The 16987-nt window shown below is 54.6% G+C and carries 23 protein-coding genes, 1 other RNA gene and 1 pseudogene; 10 read left to right on the top strand and 15 right to left on the bottom strand.

The window, feature by feature from the left end; all coding sequences use genetic code 11:
• Positions 1-31: 31 nt before the first annotated feature.
• From ssrA to ACJ8HA_RS16550, 4 genes and pseudogenes are all read left to right on the top strand, one after another.
• Positions 32-395: a transfer-messenger RNA gene (gene ssrA, locus ACJ8HA_RS16565) on the top strand.
• 109 nt (positions 396-504) lie between these two features.
• A pseudogene (locus ACJ8HA_RS16560) lies at positions 505-705 on the top strand (tyrosine-type recombinase/integrase); the annotation flags it as partial.
• A gap of 346 nt (positions 706-1051) precedes the next feature.
• Positions 1052-1441 (top strand): hypothetical protein, encoded by a 390-nt coding sequence (locus tag ACJ8HA_RS16555; protein WP_074055569.1) that lies wholly within the window; start codon positions 1052-1054, stop codon positions 1439-1441.
• 2 nt (positions 1442-1443) lie between these two features.
• Positions 1444-2004 carry a HEPN domain-containing protein gene (locus tag ACJ8HA_RS16550; protein ID WP_197813313.1) on the top strand — a complete coding sequence of 187 codons (561 nt, stop codon included), beginning with the start codon at positions 1444-1446 and terminating at the stop codon, positions 2002-2004.
• A gap of 201 nt (positions 2005-2205) precedes the next feature.
• On the opposite strand, the gene ACJ8HA_RS16545 is transcribed toward ACJ8HA_RS16550, so the two are convergent.
• From ACJ8HA_RS16545 to ACJ8HA_RS16515, 7 genes are all read right to left on the bottom strand, one after another.
• Complete coding sequence (locus ACJ8HA_RS16545) at positions 2206-2916, bottom strand: hypothetical protein (protein WP_197813311.1); 711 nt, start codon at positions 2914-2916, stop codon at positions 2206-2208.
• Positions 2913-3734 carry a hypothetical protein gene (locus ACJ8HA_RS16540; RefSeq protein ID WP_074055572.1) on the bottom strand — a complete coding sequence of 274 codons (822 nt, stop codon included), beginning with the start codon at positions 3732-3734 and terminating at the stop codon, positions 2913-2915. Before ACJ8HA_RS16540 ends, ACJ8HA_RS16545 begins: the two co-directional genes overlap by 4 nt.
• Positions 3735-4341: 607 nt before the next feature.
• A complete protein-coding gene (locus ACJ8HA_RS16535) occupies positions 4342-4566 on the bottom strand; it encodes a hypothetical protein (protein ID WP_055317294.1) in 225 nt (74 codons plus the stop codon).
• A complete protein-coding gene (locus tag ACJ8HA_RS16530; RefSeq protein ID WP_072271560.1) occupies positions 4526-5173 on the bottom strand; it encodes a hypothetical protein in 648 nt (215 codons plus the stop codon). The genes ACJ8HA_RS16535 and ACJ8HA_RS16530 overlap by 41 nt, the downstream gene beginning before the upstream one ends.
• A gap of 352 nt (positions 5174-5525) precedes the next feature.
• Complete coding sequence (locus tag ACJ8HA_RS16525) at positions 5526-7187, bottom strand: DUF2534 family protein (protein ID WP_197813309.1); 1662 nt, start codon at positions 7185-7187, stop codon at positions 5526-5528.
• Positions 7188-7258: 71 nt separating this feature from the next.
• On the bottom strand, positions 7259-7675 hold the full coding sequence (locus ACJ8HA_RS16520; RefSeq protein WP_235614425.1) for a DUF2946 domain-containing protein: 417 nt from the start codon (positions 7673-7675) through the stop codon (positions 7259-7261).
• Positions 7676-7787: 112 nt separating this feature from the next.
• Complete coding sequence (locus tag ACJ8HA_RS16515) at positions 7788-8240, bottom strand: GNAT family N-acetyltransferase (protein ID WP_043138456.1); 453 nt, start codon at positions 8238-8240, stop codon at positions 7788-7790.
• Between the two features lie 98 nt (positions 8241-8338).
• Between ACJ8HA_RS16515 and ACJ8HA_RS16510 the strand changes: the two genes are divergently transcribed.
• Positions 8339-9073: a class I SAM-dependent methyltransferase gene (locus tag ACJ8HA_RS16510; RefSeq protein ID WP_089196192.1), complete on the top strand. Its 735-nt coding sequence runs from the start codon at positions 8339-8341 to the stop codon at positions 9071-9073.
• Positions 9074-9132: 59 nt separating this feature from the next.
• On the opposite strand, the gene ACJ8HA_RS16505 is transcribed toward ACJ8HA_RS16510, so the two are convergent.
• Positions 9133-9633, bottom strand: a complete 501-nt coding sequence (locus tag ACJ8HA_RS16505; RefSeq protein ID WP_025303970.1) for a GNAT family N-acetyltransferase — start codon at positions 9631-9633, stop codon at positions 9133-9135.
• 85 nt (positions 9634-9718) lie between these two features.
• Here ACJ8HA_RS16505 and ACJ8HA_RS16500 point away from each other — a divergent pair, with 85 nt between their 5' ends.
• Positions 9719-10645 carry a LysR substrate-binding domain-containing protein gene (locus ACJ8HA_RS16500; RefSeq protein ID WP_089196193.1) on the top strand — a complete coding sequence of 309 codons (927 nt, stop codon included), beginning with the start codon at positions 9719-9721 and terminating at the stop codon, positions 10643-10645.
• On the opposite strand, the gene ACJ8HA_RS16495 is transcribed toward ACJ8HA_RS16500, so the two are convergent.
• Entirely contained in the window at positions 10640-11155 is a 516-nt protein-coding gene (locus tag ACJ8HA_RS16495) for a DUF1543 domain-containing protein (RefSeq protein ID WP_442515402.1), read from the bottom strand. The genes ACJ8HA_RS16500 and ACJ8HA_RS16495 overlap by 6 nt on opposite strands.
• 120 nt (positions 11156-11275) lie before the next feature.
• On the opposite strand from ACJ8HA_RS16495, the gene ACJ8HA_RS16490 reads away from it, so the two are divergent.
• Positions 11276-11458: a YodC family protein gene (locus tag ACJ8HA_RS16490; protein WP_025303973.1), complete on the top strand. Its 183-nt coding sequence runs from the start codon at positions 11276-11278 to the stop codon at positions 11456-11458.
• Positions 11459-11490: 32 nt separating this feature from the next.
• On the opposite strand, the gene ACJ8HA_RS16485 is transcribed toward ACJ8HA_RS16490, so the two are convergent.
• Together ACJ8HA_RS16485 and ACJ8HA_RS16480 are read right to left on the bottom strand one after the other, a co-directional pair.
• Positions 11491-11769, bottom strand: coding sequence for a GNAT family N-acetyltransferase (locus ACJ8HA_RS16485; protein WP_025303974.1), 279 nt, complete (start codon positions 11767-11769; stop codon positions 11491-11493).
• Position 11770: 1 nt separating this feature from the next.
• Entirely contained in the window at positions 11771-12001 is a 231-nt protein-coding gene (locus ACJ8HA_RS16480; protein WP_025303975.1) for a (4Fe-4S)-binding protein, read from the bottom strand.
• Between the two features lie 192 nt (positions 12002-12193).
• Between ACJ8HA_RS16480 and ACJ8HA_RS16475 the strand changes: the two genes are divergently transcribed.
• Positions 12194-12607, top strand: a complete 414-nt coding sequence (locus tag ACJ8HA_RS16475; RefSeq protein ID WP_016929826.1) for a DoxX family protein — start codon at positions 12194-12196, stop codon at positions 12605-12607.
• 50 nt (positions 12608-12657) lie between these two features.
• Here the strand turns inward: ACJ8HA_RS16475 and smrA are convergent, their stop codons facing one another.
• Positions 12658-13230 carry a DNA endonuclease SmrA gene (gene smrA / locus ACJ8HA_RS16470; RefSeq protein ID WP_049205202.1) on the bottom strand — a complete coding sequence of 191 codons (573 nt, stop codon included), beginning with the start codon at positions 13228-13230 and terminating at the stop codon, positions 12658-12660.
• Positions 13231-13414: 184 nt separating this feature from the next.
• Between smrA and ACJ8HA_RS16465 the strand changes: the two genes are divergently transcribed.
• Together ACJ8HA_RS16465 and ACJ8HA_RS16460 are read left to right on the top strand one after the other, a co-directional pair.
• Positions 13415-13750, top strand: coding sequence for an MbeD/MobD family mobilization/exclusion protein (locus tag ACJ8HA_RS16465; RefSeq protein WP_004928976.1), 336 nt, complete (start codon positions 13415-13417; stop codon positions 13748-13750).
• A 67-nt stretch (positions 13751-13817) separates the two neighbouring features.
• Positions 13818-14264, top strand: a complete 447-nt coding sequence (locus ACJ8HA_RS16460) for a DUF1198 family protein (RefSeq protein ID WP_025303978.1) — start codon at positions 13818-13820, stop codon at positions 14262-14264.
• Between the two features lie 26 nt (positions 14265-14290).
• Here ACJ8HA_RS16460 and ACJ8HA_RS16455 read toward each other — a convergent pair whose 3' ends face one another.
• The 3 genes from ACJ8HA_RS16455 to ACJ8HA_RS16445 all read right to left on the bottom strand — a co-directional run bounded on the left by ACJ8HA_RS16455 (position 14291) and on the right by ACJ8HA_RS16445 (position 16899).
• Positions 14291-14629, bottom strand: a complete 339-nt coding sequence (locus tag ACJ8HA_RS16455; RefSeq protein WP_025303979.1) for a DUF2002 family protein — start codon at positions 14627-14629, stop codon at positions 14291-14293.
• A 102-nt stretch (positions 14630-14731) separates the two neighbouring features.
• Positions 14732-15904, bottom strand: coding sequence for an MFS transporter (locus tag ACJ8HA_RS16450; protein WP_089196196.1), 1173 nt, complete (start codon positions 15902-15904; stop codon positions 14732-14734).
• Positions 15905-15993: 89 nt separating this feature from the next.
• A complete protein-coding gene (locus tag ACJ8HA_RS16445) occupies positions 15994-16899 on the bottom strand; it encodes a LysR family transcriptional regulator (RefSeq protein ID WP_025303981.1) in 906 nt (301 codons plus the stop codon).
• Between the last annotated feature and the right edge of the window lie 88 nt (positions 16900-16987).

Here is a 16987-nt window from a genome sequence, read left to right as displayed (position 1 = left end):
TAAACTTCTGGTATACTGCACAAAGTTACTTGGGGCTGATTCTGGATTCGACGGGATTTGCGAAGCCCTAGGAGCATGCCGAGGGGCGGTTGGCCTCGTAAAAAGCCGCAAAAAAATAGTCGCAAACGACGAAAACTACGCTTTAGCAGCTTAATACCCTGCTTAGAGCCCTCTCTCCCTAGCCTCCGCTCTTAGGACGGGGATCAAGAGAGGTCAAACCCAAAAGAGATCGCGTGGACGTCCTGCCTGGGGCTGAAGCGTTAAACTCAATCAGGCTAGTCTGTCAGTAGCGTGTCCATCCGCAGCTGGCCGGCGAATGTAAAGATTGGACTAAGCATGTAGTGCCGACGGTGTAGTAATTTCGGACGGGGGTTCAAATCCCCCCAGCTCCACCAAATGATGATCCGGGTATTACCAGATAAGTCCGGAGAAGTACGGAAAGCCCGCATACCACCTAGGTTTGCGGGCTTTTTTGTGTCTGTAGTAGTCCGAGAATATCCAGCTAAATCCGGGATTAATAGCCAGACAGCGAATGCTGCGTTAAAATGTATCGGATATGGCGGAAAACTTGTTGCTCACGGTTTACGGTCTCTTGCAAGCACAGCAATGAATGAAGCCGAGTTTAATACTGATGTAATCGAAGCAGCTTTAGCTCATAGTGATAAGAATGAAGTGAGAAAAGCATATAATCGCTCAACGCATTGAGTTGATGAATTAGTGGGGACGGAAAGTTAAAAAATTTAGCATTTAAGTATTTATTGTTATTGGTTAGAAAAATGTAGCTGCTAGGTCGAATAAGTCGAAAATAAAAATTACATTTTATGTACTCCCACAAGTATAGAATCTTGCCTACTCGGTAACTTCTGTTAAAATTGAAGAAACACCTTCATTACTAAGCAATTCTTTACGAAGATACGTTAATGTTACATAGTAGGCATTGAAACTAATTGAAAGCACAAGGGATTGTGGGTTAAGGTGTTTATTGATCTTACAAGTCTCGTCCCAATCTATACTACGGATAAAACGTTTCAAATAATAAAATAGGATTGAAATGTCTATAAAGATAGAGATACCTGATGAAGATTTAAATGGATTCAGTGCCCAAGCGCAAGAAACTTTGAAAACTGCAATAGAAGAATTTTCCTCTGAACTAATAGATGAAACCAACCGCCTTGAGGCAGGTAGAAACGCTTCCAAGGGAGCTCCTGAAGTAACCAGAGGTATGGTTATCGATGCCAAAATTCTCCTGAAACGAGGATTGGGTAGCCCTAAAAAAGGAATGTGGCCAAAAATACTCCAGATTATCAGCGCTATATTGTCATTGCTTGCTGGTATTATGTACAATGATACTAAGCTACAAGATAGCGCTTATTTATTGATTTTTATTTTAGTGGTGACAGCAACAATTCTAGCTGTCACCATATCCACCATTAAGGAGTAAACATGGATAACAACAAAGAAATACTCCAAAACATTACAAAAAAATCATTCTATCGCAAAAGGTACGACCTGGTTCTCAGGGTGTATAGCATTCTTGGTTTCTTAATAGCTATTTTCTCTGGGGCATATTTCTTATTAACATTGCTACCTTATGAGTTGAACAGAGAACAACAATTGGCACTTTTGGTTTCAGGTGTTGGTATTGCCTTGGCCCTTCTTTCAAGGACGATAATAATTCTTAGGAAGGAGCGTGAAGAAGAGGAGTTATCGAAAATCAAAGAGTATGAAAAGATAGCAACGTTTTTAGATGCCTGGTCTCAATTTGAAATTATTAGCAAATATGTACTTGGTAATGAAGATGATTCACATGCCAAGCTTTCGCTCAGGTCTATAATATCTCGCCTTTATGAGGAGAATAAAATAAACAAAGCTGATGTATTTGCACTTGAAGAGGCTCTACAAACACGAAATTCAATAGTTCATGGAGAGAAACCCTGGTCCTCGGAGTTAACTGGGAAAGTCACGGATGCTCTTATTGAAATTATCAGGAAAATATCTTTTTGAAATAAAAAACAAGCGGGCTTGACAGCCCGCTTATTACCACATAAACCATGATTATGATATTATCGGTAACTGAAATACGATTAATTATGGTAAGTCTATAATCTTCAATCACATTAAGCCCACAACTATATAAAATAAAAAACTATAATTCACTTAGCAAACCAACAAAAAGTTAATTAGTTTGTATCAATCTCTAATTTATTATTTGATGAAAAATTCTTTCCTGTATTCTGTTAGACCCTCCACATCTAAAATTGAGCTTTGATCGATTTCATCAATTATAGACCATTCAAAAATCTCAAGGGATATAACCAGCATACATATTAATCTATAATCAGTCATTCCTCTGCAGGTTTCAAAGTACTCCTCATGCTTTTCTTTTTGGATATTTGACAAAATAAGTTTAGTCAATAGATAAAATCGTCTCACAACATTAAATATTGCATCTGACTTGTCTAGAGATTCGACAGCACTCTTCACAGCCTCTTTTGAATCCCCATCATTTATCTTTTCTAGAATTAAATTTTCTATATATAAAACAGCCTCGCCATTATAAACGGCAGTTTCCACCCCATTGTTGTTGATGTATATTTTGAAATGTTCAAAATTAACTCGCTGAGACTCAAGCATATTATAAAACTTTACTTCTGTTTTTTTGAAGTCTTCTAGTTCAATAAGGCTCTCATTCGCTTGTCTTTGTAAACCTACAGAGTTTATCAACAAGATAACAGAAATAAATGTTAATAATGGGTTAATCACCCCACCCAAAAAATCACCAAACTGCCCCCAGACGGCAGTGTCAGAGGAAAAATTAATTCCGTTACCAAACATCAGCCAGTAAGATACCCACGCCAATATAACAATAGTAGCGCCAGCCAAATTTGCAATTCCAAACTTACCTAACTTCTTCATTCTACATCTCTAATGAGATATTTTATAATATCACCACTTTGAATCTTGAGATTATTTACTGAGAGCGTAATGTAAGACCATTGTTCAGAAGAGCGGCCATTATTATAGTGGAGATTCTGTGTTATTTTCAATTTATATGCCTCAGTTACATACCGTAAGTTATCATAAAAACCAAACGCAACCGTACCTTCATCCTCTCCCCCCTGAACAATTAACCTGCCATTACCAGTCATAGAGTTGAATCGTGTTATCACTGCACTTATAACATGTCTTGCCTCATCAATTTCCGCATCTGATATTAAATCATCAGTTGTTGAATTAAGAGTTATCACATTACCACCATCCCCTCTCATCTTATAATTAAGCTTAACATTATAACCACTTTTATTTGTTATCTTATGCATATCTTTCAAAGGGGACCTAATTCTTTTAGTTAACTCATCTTCTATCTCAACTAATTCATTTATTATAGTTTGAGCTTCATGGGAAGTTGCAGGGTACTCAATATATAAAGCTTCACATATATAATATGTCATAACCTCAGCGAAAACGGGCTTTCCAATAGAGTTCAGCCGAGATATTAGAGTTCTATCATTTATCTCAATATCAAAACGTTGTCCATATGACCCCCTGAAACTGTGTTTTAACTTGGCTCTTATATCGTTTGCCTGAGTCCTTCTTTCAATAATCCTCCCACGTAAAATGGCCTCGGCTAAGAGGCAAACCACACTCGAGGTACCAGCTAAAGTTTTTAGTGCGTAATCCATATCAACATCAGCTTCACCACTTTCTATAACCAACTCAAAGCTAAACCTCATAATAATCACCTTGTATAATAATTAGCACCTAATACAAAAGCTTGTATTCCAAAGATAAACACCAATTTACTAATAACAGGAAATTTTTCATACAAATTTTTAAGCAAACGCTTTAAGTTTTAATTTTCCGCAGTTTGCCTGCGCGCGCAATACTCCCTCGCCTACGAGCTCTGACTTTATCATGCACATTTCATGCATGACAAAGAGGTCCTGTAAGCACTTGTGGTGCGGGGTTTCAGCTGTTTTGAGAAGCTGGGGATTAATGCAAAATCATGCACCCTATGCATGCACGCTCGATTCAAGGCAGGCTAGCCAGAAAAAAGGCTGTTTTCGGGCTTGAGGAACGGTAAACGCCCCGCAGCAAAATCAGCATTGCAGCGGAGGCAGTTCAATCAGTGAAGTGTTTGAATTCGGCTATAACGGCGGTAACGGTTTAATGTTCTTTTTTCCGGCGGCGGCAAATCATCGCAGGTCAGGGAACAGTCCAAGGCTCCGCACAGATCCAGTAAAAAAACAGGCCCGCGAGAGCTTTGGGAATGCAGTAGGTGAAATGATTGGCACAGTGGAATCTTTGTAATGGCGACAAGAAAATTACGTCGCCACTTTGTTATCGCTCCCCACGCAGCCATGCAATCGCCAGGGTGATTAGATAGCCGGCAACGAAGAACCCAACAAAGCCAGCAACCTTCATCACTGCCCCATCAAGTAAGAACAGCGACATGAAAGCAGCAATCGCGCAAACGCCGGTTACTATCGCTTCCAAAGCATGCGAAGCACCTAACCCTATATACTTAGTGAGTTTTCTGGTTAGAGAGGATTTTGCAGAGTTCATTCTGAATACCTTTACAAAGCATAGGGTGGCTGTTAATGAATTGGAGATACGGCTCTAGTTGCTCCTCAACCAAGAAATATGCCATATCTAAATTTAACGCCGACACCTTCCGGTATGTTTGAGGAAACTTAACTTGCATTCGTCGGGATGCTTGGGCTGCCTCTTCGATAAGTCCCTGTAACATTACAAGGTTGAGAGTGAACGAAGCGCCAAAGCGTACAAATTGTTTATACGCTAATGCAGAGGTCGCTTTCCTTAGCATCATGTGAGCCGCAAATTGCGCCAATGCAAATTGGCCCCCAGTTCGCCCACCAAGACGACCGACACCATAGGCTAGTTTATTATTGATGGACTCTTTGCCGCTAGCGTCTAATTTCTGATAGAAATCAGTGATCACAATAGTAATCAGGCGTCGTAAGGGTTCTTCACTGTTACCCATCGACTTAACCATACGGGCGAAACGTTCTGTTTCTTCTTGGTTTCTAGTCTTGAGGCTACTACCAGCCAATCCAGCCCCCTGCCAAGTGCGAACAACGCCATGATACATCCCGCTGGGAATAGTCGAAATTCCATCCAAAATTCCATGTGCAATTTGCTTTGCGTCCATTCGCTTTCCTTAAGCAAAATGTGTCCAGCTCAGAGAATAACCAAACCAGGGAGCGATTACCAATTCACGCATTTTTCAGTTTGGGAGTACGCCAAAGCCCCAGGCTTGGCACGGCCCGATGGGATATTTTATAGAAGATCAGAACTGAAAAATCTTTCTGAACAAAATTGCGCAGATGGATAGAGCACAGCACAAAAATATTAATAAATACATTTAGTTACACATATCCCACACTTATTCAAACGTCATCGTTCGCTTCCTTTCAGTGGAAATTGCCTATCTGGTGAGATGATACGCGCTTAAGCCCTATTCCCAAATATCCGGCATGCCCGCAGGCATGCCGGACGCTACCTCACCGCCCCTCTTTCTCCCCCAGGAAGAAATACCACAGCGGAATGGAAAGCAGCAGGGTGAACACCAGCGTATACAGCAGCACCATCAGGCTCTGCATGATCACCATCTGTGCGCTCCAGTCACCGATCGGCAGCTGAAACTGTTCGACGGTGCCGCCGAGGATCGCCCGGCCCATCACGCAGCCGACCGCCACCGCCACGGTCGCCACCGCCGCGCGGAACTTGCGCACCTCGGCGCGGCGGGCGGCCGCTTCCGGCGTTTCGTTCTGAAGGCCTTGCCGCTGGCCGCGCCAGCGCCATACGTCCACCAGCAGCAACGCCGCGAGGCTCACGCCCATCACCGGCAGGCAATACCCCAGTGCGGAAGCCACCAGCAGCGTGGCGGCGCGCGCCGGCAGGGAAAGCGCCAGCCAGGCGGCAACCAGCGTCTGCACCGGATGCTGCGCCCCCGCCGCCGGGCGGCGACTCCACCACATGCGGTAACCCAGCACGATCATCAAGCACAGCCCAAGGCCAAACGCCGCCAGCAGCAGCTGATTCGGCAAGCCGAACAGAATGCCCATGTGGGCGTCGATGCCCCAGCGGGTCAGCTTGGCGATGAGCGGGAAGGTGTCGAACCGCACCTGATCGATGACGGCGAAGCTTTGCGGCGCGATGGCAACCGCGTCCACCTGCGTCGGCCAGCTGCGATCCACTTCGGTTACCGTCCAGGCTTTGCCCTCGCCTTTCGGCTGGCGCAGCTCGACCTTGGCGGCGTCGATCCCGGCGGCGCGCGCAGCGTGCAGCGCCCGATCCCAGTCGCCGTTCAGCGCATTGGCCTGCACGGCAGGGTTCATCTTCATGCCCGGCATCATCCCGCGGTGCTCGGCGTGCGGATCGGCCGGCATCTGCGGCGCATCGGCCTGCAGGCTGGTGTTGACCTGCGGCGTCAGCCAGCCCAGGTTGGCCCGCAGCGCGTCGATGTTGCCACCGGCCCACTGCGACCAGGTCAGCCCGGTAGCCGAGAAGAACAGCAGCCCGGCCAGCAGCGCCACGCCCAGCGTGATATGCCAATGGCGGCTGGCGGCGAAGCCCCCTTTTGCCTTTTTCAGCCTGCGCTTCGGCCGCGTCGCCAGCCACAGCGCCACGCCCCCCAGCGCGGCCACCCACAGCCAGGAGGCCGCCAGCTCGCTGTAGTTGCGCCCCAGATCGCCAAGCAGCAGGCTGCTGTGAAGCTTGTCCAGCCAGGTGCGCAGCGGCAGCACGCCGGAGGTGCCGTACACCGTCATATCGCCCTTGATCGCCAGAGTGTAAGGGTCGACAAATAGCGCGCGCGACTCGGAAGCGCCCAGATCGGCGCCCGCGAACTGCACGCGCGTGGTGTCCATTGCGCCGGGTGCCGGGCGCACGGCGTAAATGCGTGCCTCGTCACCCACCGCGCGGCGGGCGGCGGCGATCTGGTCAGCCAGCGATCTCGCCTGCCCGTGCGGTTCAGTGAAAAGCGCATCACGATACAGCGCCTCTTCAAGCTGCGGCGTCAGCACATACAGCGTGCCGGTCAGTGCTGCGACCAGAATAAAAGGAGCGACCAGCAGGCCGATATAAAAATGCAGCCGTCTGATCAGGTTCAGCATCGCGCCACGCGGCGATGCGGCAGGTGGAGTTTTAGTTATTGAAGACATGGCCTTTCTCGTTTTTCAAACTGTGCGCGCAGGCAAACCGTCCGCAGCGATACGGACGGCGTTACCCATGATCAAGCAATAGGGAAAAACGGTTGGCCGGGCGGCCCGCGCGGGCTCGGCCGCAGAGTCAGGCGCCGAAGGGGCGGAGAAACGATGCGCGGCGCGCAAAGCAGGCGCGCGATGCGCGTCATCAGCCACAGCAGCGGGACGAATGCCCACAGCAGCAGCGGCACGTGGATCAGCAGCTCGCAATAGCCGCAGAAAATCATCTCCGCAGGATCCATGCCGTGGTGGCCGGCATGCTCGGCGGCGGGCATCGCCATCCCGTGCATGTCGTGCGGCATAGCGGCGTCCGTTTGCATCATGCCGCCCATCATCGGGTGGTGCATCAGCGATTTCGACACCACCGGCGCCACAAACAGCAACAGCACCGCCATAATGGCGATGCAGGCGGTAACGCGTTGCTGTAGCTGACGTGGCACTCTCATCGCGGCGGCGAATTAACCCGGTCGGTGGCGAACAAGCGGCCAGTGTAACCCGCGTTGCGCGATGAGGTGAAAGAAAAGTCAGGTTTGTCTTACACGCCCCCGGCGAGGGCGATCACAGCGCCCGTGAATAGACCCGTGAGGCTTCGCCCCAGGGGTGATACCCGAGCCCGTTATAAACGAAGCCGCTGCGTTCGTAATACCCTTCCAGATCGGTGCACAGGTGCAGCTGCGGGAAGCCCAGCCGGCGGGTTTCCGCAGCTACATGCTCAATCAGTTTGGCGCCGTAGCCCCTGCCGCGCTGCGTCTCTTCTACGTAGAGCGCGCACAGCCAGGGATACAGCTCGCCACGGCTGATAAAGTCGTTGGTGATGAGCCCCGCACAGCCGAGGATCTGGTCATTTTCCATCAGCAGGTACCACTGCGGCAGCGGGTTGGCGGCGCCGAGGCTGCGGTTGATGGCGTCTTCATACATCATCAGCGTCTCTGCCGTGGCCCAGTGCCGCTGAAAATACGCAATGGCGCGCGGCGCCAGCTCGGGCGCTTGCCGCACCGAAATCATGTCCATCGTCATTCCCGTTATTCATGTTGTCAGCGTAGAATTATGCAGCAATATGCACGGTATGGCAGCGGCATTCCGCCGCCGTCATTCACTAAGGAGTCATCATGACGCAAAACATCTATGACAATCAGGCCTTCTTCGACGGCTATGCGCAGCTCAGCCGCTCGCAGCACGGCCTGGACGGCGCGCCGGAATGGCCCGCCATCCGCCGTATCCTGCCGGATTTGCAGGGCAAAAGCGTGGTCGATCTCGGCTGCGGCTACGGCTGGTTCTGCCGCAGCGCACGCGAACAGGACGCCGCCGACGTGCTGGGATTGGACGTCTCGGACAAGATGCTGGCCAAGGCGCGGGAGATGACCGCCGACGCGGGTATCGAGTACCGTCGGCAGGATTTGGCGCAGCTGCAGCTGCCGCCGGAAAGTTACGATCTGGTCTACAGCTCGCTGACGCTGCACTACCTCGAGGATTTGCCCGCGCTGTTCGCCACGGTTTACGCCGCGCTGAAACCCGGCGGGCAGTTCATCTTCACCGCCGAGCACCCGATCTACACCGCCCCGGCGCAGCAGGGCTGGCTGACCGACGGCAACGGGCAGAAATCCTGGCCGCTCAACGGTTACCAGCGAGAAGGCCAGCGCGTTTCCAACTGGCTGGCGGAAGGCGTCATCAAGCAGCACCGCACGCTTGGCGGCTATATCAACCCGCTGGCGCAGCAAGGGTTTATCATCCAGCATTTGAACGAATGGGGCCCCAGCGCGCAGCAAATCGCCGCTAATCCGGCGCTGGGCGAAGAGCAGGAGCGCCCGATGATCTTCATTCTCGCCGCCCGCAAACCCGCCTGATTGATCCGCAGTAAACCGTTCACATCACCACAGTTGGGGAGGCCGCCTCCCCCCAACGGCTATTGTGCCGGCAACGCCGCCCCGTGCGCCGCGAAGTGCGTCAGCGCCTCGCCTTCCATACGATAGCGCACCCACTCGCCCTGCGGCTGCGCGCCGATGCTGAGGTAGAAATCGATGGCCGGTTGGTTCCAGTCCAGCACGCTCCACTCCAGGCGACCGCACTGCCGTTCGCACGCCAGCTGGGCGATGTGTCGCAGCAGCTTTTTACCGGCGCCCGCGCCGCGATGCTTCGGCGCCACGTACAGGTCTTCCAGATAGATGCCATTTTTACCCAGCCAGGTGGAGTAACTCATAAAGAACACCGCATAACCCGCCGGCTCGCCGTTCACCGTACAAATCAGCGCTTCGGAACAGGCGCCCGGCCCAAACAGGCTGCGTTCGATGTCTTCCACGCTGGCCAGCACCTGCTCGCGCGCCTTTTCGTACACTGCCAGCTCGATAATCATATCCAGAATCAGTTTGGCGTCGCTTTTTTGCGCCGGATAAATCTCAATGGTCATGGCAAATCCTGAGTGTGTTAATGACTGTGCTTGCCAGCATATCGCGCCTCCAATACTGTATGAACTGCATTTTCATCAACAGGTAATGAATATCATGCATCTGGATTTGAAACGCCTCGATCTCAACCTGCTGCTGGTGTTCGAAGCGGTCTATCGGCTGCGATCGGTGACGCGCGCAGCGGCAGAGCTGGCCCTCAGCGCGTCGGCGCTGAGCCACGCGCTGATCCGGCTGCGCAAGGCGCTGGCGGACGAGCTGTTCTACCGGGTCGGCAACGACATGCACCCAACGGTGTATGCCGACAGCCTGGCCCCGGCCGTCAGCGAAAGTCTGGCGCTGCTGGCCAAAGGGCTGCATCCGCGCCCGCGCTTCGTCCCCGCCGAAAGCCGGGAGAGCTTCACCTTCGCCATTACCGATTACACCGCCTTCGCGGTGTTTCCCGCGCTGATGGCGCAGATGCAGCGCCTGGCGCCCGGGCTGTCGTTTCAGCTGCGCTATTCCGAGCGCAAGGTGGCGCTGAACGATCTGCTGGCGGGGCGCATCGACTTCGCGCTGGGCTTTACCGAAACTGACGGCGAAAGCTACCCGGAGATCGACGAGGTGAGCTGGCTAGAGGATGAGTATGTGGCGATCTGTTCGCCCGCGTTCAGCGCGAAATACGGCGAGCTGACGCTGGAAAACTACCTGCAGGCGCGTCATCTGGTGGTGACACCGTGGAACGAACAGCGTGGCGTCATTGACTACCAGCTCGACAAACTGGGGCTGCAGCGCGATATCGCCATCCGCACGCCTTCGCTGCTGGGCGCGCCGTTCATCGTCGCCGACAGCAAACTGGTGATGAGCATGCCGCGTTACGCCGCGCAAAAATTGCGGCAGGCGGCGGCGCTGGATATCCATCCCCTGCCGTTTCCGGTGCCGCCGTATCAGATCAAAATCTACCTGCACCGCAAGAACGGCCGGCCGGAGGCCTGCCGCTGGTTGCGGCAACAGCTGCAGGCGCTGGCGGCGTTATAACGCGGGTTCGCCGATTGGCAGATACCCCTGCCACAGCGGCCGGGCCGGTTTGCCGTGCGGGTTGGCGCGCAAATGAACGTGGTAGCCCTGCAGCGCGTGCAGCAGCAGGCAGTCGTCCACGTCGGCCAGGTCATCCTTGTGCTGCTGCGCGCTGTCCGTCAGCAGTACCCGTTTGGCTTTCTCCTTCGCCTCGTCGGCGGAGCGCGCCACAAACAGGCCGAACTGGTGCAATTCCGCCAGCTCATCGCTGCGGTAGCCGCCCACGTTGACGAAAAACAGCTTCTCTTCATCGGTAAACGGCGCAGGCTTCAGGCTCACGTCGTAACCGTCCGCCCAGTCGATGCGCGCATAGCCGTCGACATGCACCTTGCGCTTATCGCCGAACCACTTTTCACGCAGCAGCGGATACGCCTCTTCCGGCCGATCCGCCGCCGCAAACTGCACGTCGTGCAACTCAATATTGGCGCCCGGCGCCGTACCGCCCACATAAAACATCAATAATCCCGGCATGTTAGTCTGCTCTCCCTGGTGATAATCGCTGTATAAATTAATACATAACGAAACTCCTGCCAACGGCGGCGGCATTCTGTGTTATCAATAGATGAGGTTTAATCTGTTGTGGAGGAACGCATGGCATTCAATATCGGTGATTTTGTTCAACGCACCACCGGCGGCCCAAAGATGACCGTGGTAGCGATCGACGGCGAAACCCTGGTTTGCAGCTGGAATGAACTGGGCAAAGAGCAGCGCACGGAGGTGCAGGCCAGCGACGTGGCGCTGTACCACGAAGACGGCGATTTCGGCGTCTGCTGAATGACCGGGGCGCGCCGCGCCCCGTTATCGCCTCAGGCGCGAATGTCCTGATAGGCTGGGGTGGTATCGAACTCATGCTTGGCGAACGGGCATAGCGGAATGATTTTACGCTGCTCCGCGCGCATTTTCTCCACCACCAACGCCACCAGCTTTTTGCCGACGCCCTGCCCCTTCAATGACTCATCCACCCAGGTGTGATCGATTATGGTCAGCTTGTCGCCGCTCGGCACGAAAGAGATCTCGGCGATCAGCTTGCCCTGCTCATCATTGATATAAAAACGCTTCTCGTCTGCCAGTATTTTATGATCCATATTATTTCTCCCTATATTTCAGTGCGCCGCTGGGGCAGGTGTCGATAACGCGTTTCACCTCGGCCGGCTCGGCATTGTCCGGCATAATCCACGGCCGGCGGTTCAAGGTGAATATAGCCGCGTTGCCGCGCACGCAGTTGGCGGAATGGCGGCATATCGCGCTGTTAAAATAAACGTCAATCTTGTCGCCGGAATAACGGCGGTAACCGGCGGCGGTCAATTCCTCATCCATCTTGGCCTCACATTGCCTGTTTTATTGTTTTTGCTCCAGGCTCAAGTATAGGCAATGCCGTCGGCTTCACCACGCGTCTCACCCAACGAAAAAAGTGGCGCAACCGCCCGTCGCCGCTAGAAAAAAACGTAAATTGTTCTAATATTTATTCAGTAAGACAACATAATTCCGACAGTGGCTAAGGAGTTCGAAATGGGTGATAGCTCAAAAGACGGCGTAATTCTGCTGTCCCGTATTCTACTGATGGTTCTGTTTATCATTTTCGGCTGGATGAAACTGGTCAACTTCGGTGCGACCGTCACGGCGATGGAAGGCTATGGCACGCCGATGCCTTATTTGGCGGCGATCGTTGCCGTGGTGGTGGAGTTTATTTTCGGCATCGCGCTTATTCTCGGCCTGTTTACTCGCCCTATCGCGGTCATTTTTGCCCTGTATGTTTTGGGCACCGCGTTTATCGGCCATCCGTTCTGGAAAATGACCGGCATGGAAATGATGGGCAACGAAATCAACTTCTTTAAAAACATCAGCATCATTGGCGGTTTGCTGCTGCTGGCGGTGACCGGCGCCGGCCGTTATTCGCTGGACTATAAAATATTTAATAAATAATTCATCGATGGCCGGCGATATGCGCCGGCCATTTTATTTCGGCTATCCTTTCACCGGCTGCGCTTGGCGTGGCGCTCAAAGTTTTCTGCCCTGGCCTGCGCCGATTTACGCAGCGTGACATAGCAGGCGCCCTCGCCGCCGTCGCGCGGTAAAGCGCGGCAAAACGCCTGCACCTGCTCAAACTGCGCCAGCCATTTGGCGACGTAACTGCGCACGATATTCGGATGGCTTTCGTTCTGCCGCCCGCGGCCGTGCACGATCAGCAGCGAACGCAGATTTTGCGCCTCCGCCTGCATAATGAAACGGAACAGCGCCTGCCGGCTGGCTTCAACCGGCTGACGCAGCAGGTTCAGCGACGCCTGCGGCGGGTAACGCCCGTTGCGCAGTTTGTCCAGCACGCCCTGCTGAATGCCTTCCCCTTTGAACTCCAGCGGCTGTTCACAGGGGATCACCTCGAGAAAATCGGTGCTGAGGAAGTTTTCCTGCCGCAGCCGCTGCGCTTCGCGCCGCGCGCTTTTGTCCACCGCCGCCTGCGGCTTGAGGTACAGCGTCTGCCGTCCGCTCTCCAGCGGCACCACGTCCGCCATCGCCTGTTCAAAAAAGTCTTTTTCCTGCTCGCTCATGTTCCACCTCTCTTGAACGGCAGCCTTTACGGCTGGGAATGGGGTCGATTGTAAGACGCCTTGGCGCGGTTGCAAGCCGGGAATTGTCAGCGGCATTTGTCTCATTTGTCGTCAACGGGTGAGCTTGCGAACAGTTTTCGCTATACTGCTAAGCCATCATTGAGTGCCGCAAAGGATCGAGCCCATGACAATGCGCGAGCTGGAAATCCAGTTTCAAAATGCGATGAATGAGTTGCAGAGCAGCTTCGAACGGCAACACCGCGAATGGCAGCAGAGCTACCAGGCGCTGCAGCAACTGCTGGAAGAAGCCAAACAGCGCGAAGCCGCGCTGCGGGCGCAGAATGAACAACTGGCGCGCAAACTGAGCACCGCCAGTTCGGTGCCGGAACAGCATGCGCTAGTCAAGCAGATCAAAATGCTCGGCGCCCATCTGGACGCGCTGGCCAAAGACGCGGCCACCTTCAATCACCACCTGCGCCAACAGAGCGCGGTCGGTAATTTCAGCGGCGAACAGCATTGATAGCGGGCGCTGTCGCACAGCGCCTCCCGCCCCTCTTCTGGCGTATTGAGAGTGTAATAAAGCCTAAATGACCTGGATCATCCTCGCCGCCCTGATCGTCGTATTCATTATCGGTTACCGCATCTTGACGTCCGACACCCGCAAAGCCATCGATTCGCTGGCCCATCTGCTGAGGGTCAAGCCGATGCTGATCGAATCGATGATCCAGGAAATGGGCGGCCGCCAAAGCCAGACCTTTATCCGCATGCTGAACAATGGCTACACCGAAGAGATGCACCAGGCGGCTTATCTGCTGTTCATCTACCTGACGTTTATCAAACAGGCGGACGACGAGCAGATTGCCCTGTGGCGTGACGTGCTGCTGCGCGCCGGGCTGTCACCGGAGCTACACGCCGAGCACACCGAAGCGGCGCTGTTTTACTTCGCCGAGCTGGATATTGATGCGTTTGAACTGGCGCAATTCCGCCGCGCCTACAACGAGCGTTTCAACCGCGAAGCGTTGGCCCACGGCTGATAGCGTCCCCCGGGTCGGGGGACCGATTACAGGAACATGCTGTAAAGGTAGCGCGAAAGCGCTTCGCGCGAGCTGAAGCCGTGTGCGATGCCGTAGCGCTGGTTCGGGGTGTCGCTGCTTAAATCCAGGGGAAACTCCAGATACTGCTCGCTGAAGCGCACCGGGGAGGTCGGCGTGGCGAAATGCACGCTTCTCTCTTTCAGCGCCGGGTGGATCACCAACGCGGTTCTGCCCATCCGCGCTTCGCGATTCACATACACGTAGTGTGCGCCCTTGCGGTAACCATAGGCCTGATCGGTGACATAATCACGCTCAAAGCCGGTATTCTCCAACACTTTAGCCACTTCATCCGGCCGTAAATACATCGATTCCTCCTCTCATTCTGGACCGCTGAGCGACCTTACCGTAATCATTCACCGAAACAATGATTTTCTGGGAAGGAATCCGGGTTTCGGACTATTCCTGAATCAGGCCCGGCTGCGCTGCAGCAGGCGCAGGGTGAGCAACACCCCGAGCGCCACCAGCAGCGCCGCCGCCAGATAGATCGACGGCACGCCCGTCTGCCCGATCAGTAGCCCGGCCAGCGGGCCGGTGATGCCCAGCGCCAGGTCGAGGAACGCCGAATAGGTGCCGAGCGCCGTGCCCTGGTTCTGCGGCGGCACCTGTTTCACCGCCTCGACGCCCAGCGCCGGGAACACCAGCGAGAAACCGGCGCCGGCCAGCAACGCGCCGGTTTGCACCATCCAGGGCTCACCAGCCTGCCAGATCAACAGCAGCCCGACGATCTCGACCAGAAACGACGCCAGCGTCACCTTCAACCCGCCGTGGCGGTTAATGACGTTGCTGAAGATCAGGCGAATGCCGACGAAGGCGCAGCTGAACAGCGTCAGCGAAAACGCCGCGCCGCTCCAGCCTTTGTCGGCATAGTAAAGTGTGATGAACGTGGCGATCACGCCGAAACCGACGGTGCCCATCGCCAGACCGAGACCATAGGCCCAGATGCGGCCGAACACCGCGCTAAAGGCGATGCGCTGCCCGGCGGCGATCGAGACGTCCGGCTTGCCGCTCGCCAACAGCAGCGCCACCGCAACCGCCAGCACGATCAGCGCCGCCACCCCGGCCAATCCCCACTGCTGATTCAGGTACACGCCAAGCGGCGCCCCGGCCGCCATCGCCCCGTAGGTGGCAACGCCGTTCCAGGAAATCACCCGCGCGGTGTGCATCGCCCCGACCCGGCCGATGCCCCATAGCGTGGAACCGGTGCTGGCGAAGCTTTCGCCGACGCCGAGAAACACCCGCCCCACGCACAGCAACAGCAGGCTGAGCCACGGGTAACCGTCAACGCCGAACGCCAGCGCGTAAAACAGGCCGCTGGCACCGCAGCAGGCCAGGCCGAACAGCACCACCTTCTTCGGCCCCAGCTGATCGGCGTAACGCCCGGCGTGCGGGCGGCTGAACAGCGTGGCGAAGTATTGCGCGCTGATGATAAGGCCCGCCAACACCGAGTTGTAGCCCAGGTGGTCATGCACAAATCCCGGCAACACCGCCAGCGGCAGGCCGATGGTCAGGTAGCAGACGAAGGTGAACATCACCACGGACAAAATACGTCGGTTCAGCTGGAGGTTATTTTCTGCGGTCATCGAAGGTGGCTCGCATCGGACGGGTAGACGAAGCCCTCCAGCATACCCCGATGAGATTTGATGATAAATGAGAGAGTTATAACGAATTATTATTTCGCTAACGATTTTGCCGCCACCCGCGCGCGCAGAAAATCGATAAACGCCCGCACCTTCTCCGGCACGTGACGGGTATTCGGGTAGAGCGCATAGATGCTCTGCTCGGGGAAACGGTGATCCGGCAGTAACCGCTGCAGCCTGCCGGCATCGATGTCGGGCTGCGCCAGCCACGCCGGCAGCAGCGCCACCCCGGCGCCATGCAGGGCGAACGCCAACAATGCCGCAGCGCTGTCGCCGGTAAGCGTGGCGGCGTCCGCAACCTTGAACAGCACCGCTTCGCGCTGCGGCGTGACCACCTGCCAGCTGAGCGGCGAACTGAGCCGGCTGTGGGCGATCCACTGCGCCTGCGCCAGATCCGTCAGCGAATGAATCGGCCGGTCGGCCAGATAACCCGGCGACGCCACCGGAAAGATGGCAAAGCTGTCGATCAGCGCCGCGCGGTGGCTGGAATCCGCCAGCTGGCCCAGACGGATCGCCACGTCGAAGCGCTCAGAGATCAGATCGGCATGATAAGAAGAAGAGACATGCTGGATGCGCAGCCGCGGATGCTGTCGCGAAAATGCCGCCAGCGCCGGCACCACCACCTGGGCGCCGTACTCCGGCGTGCTGGTGATACGCAGCACGCCGCTCAGCCCGTGATGATCGCGACGCACGTCGTCCAGCACATTTTCCGCCTCCTGCAGCAGCTGCAGGCTGCGCTGGTAGAAGCGTTCGCCGGCATCGGTCAGCGACAGCCGCCGGGTGCTGCGCGCCAGCAGTGACACCCCCAGCTCGTTCTCCAGCTGCTTGACGTTAAAGCTCACCACCGCCTTGGTTTGTCCCAGCGCCGCCGCCGCCGCGGTAAAGCTGCCCGCTTCCACCACTGCCGCAAAGATCGCCAGACGCTGCAAATTCAGCATTTCGTCGCCCTTATTGTCAAAATAATTTTGACAGTGTAATCGCCCGCCGCCGATTTATCCGCACTTTTCCCCCCGATACACTGCTCGC

Source organism: Serratia sp. CY33802 (assembly GCF_052169095.1).
GTDB classification, from domain to species: Bacteria; Pseudomonadota; Gammaproteobacteria; order Enterobacterales; family Enterobacteriaceae; genus Serratia; species Serratia bockelmannii.
This window is presented reverse-complemented; position numbering and strand designations above follow the sequence as displayed.